Raw genomic sequence first — 414 nt, 5'->3', positions numbered from 1 at the left:
GGCCGGTCGCGGGAGCGGTCATGCGACGGGCGCGGACTCGGTGTGCTGGTGGTGGTGGTGTCCGTGCGGTTGCGGGGCGAGCGGCGGCCGGTGCGCGGGAGCGCCGTCGCGGGCGGCGAGGGCGCGGTCGAGGACGGTGCCGACGCCGTCGCCGGTGCGGGCGCAGGACCGTACGATCTCCACCCCCGGGTTGACCCGCTGGACGTTCGCGCGAAACGTGCTCTCGTCGAATCCCGCAGCCTCGGCGAGATCGGTCTTGGTGATGACGACGACATGGGCGGAGCCGAACGCGGTCGGGTACTTCAGCGGCTTGTCCTCGCCCTCGGTGACCGCCATCAGCACGATCCGCAGGTTCTCGCCGAGGTCGTAGGAGGCGGGGCAGACCAGATTGCCGACGTTCTCCACGAAGAGCAC

At 71.5% G+C, this 414-nt stretch carries 1 protein-coding gene; it reads right to left on the bottom strand.

Annotation, left to right across the window (positions count from 1 at the left end):
- Positions 1 to 18: 18 nt before the first annotated feature.
- A partial coding sequence (hypB, locus tag ACQRUO_RS39775; protein WP_428321040.1) for a hydrogenase nickel incorporation protein HypB occupies positions 19 to 414 on the bottom strand: 396 nt, incomplete at its 5' end.

The sequence above is a fragment of the Kitasatospora sp. LaBMicrA B282 genome, from assembly GCF_050325825.1.
GTDB lineage: Bacteria > Actinomycetota > Actinomycetes > Streptomycetales > Streptomycetaceae > Kitasatospora.
This window is presented reverse-complemented; position numbering and strand designations above follow the sequence as displayed.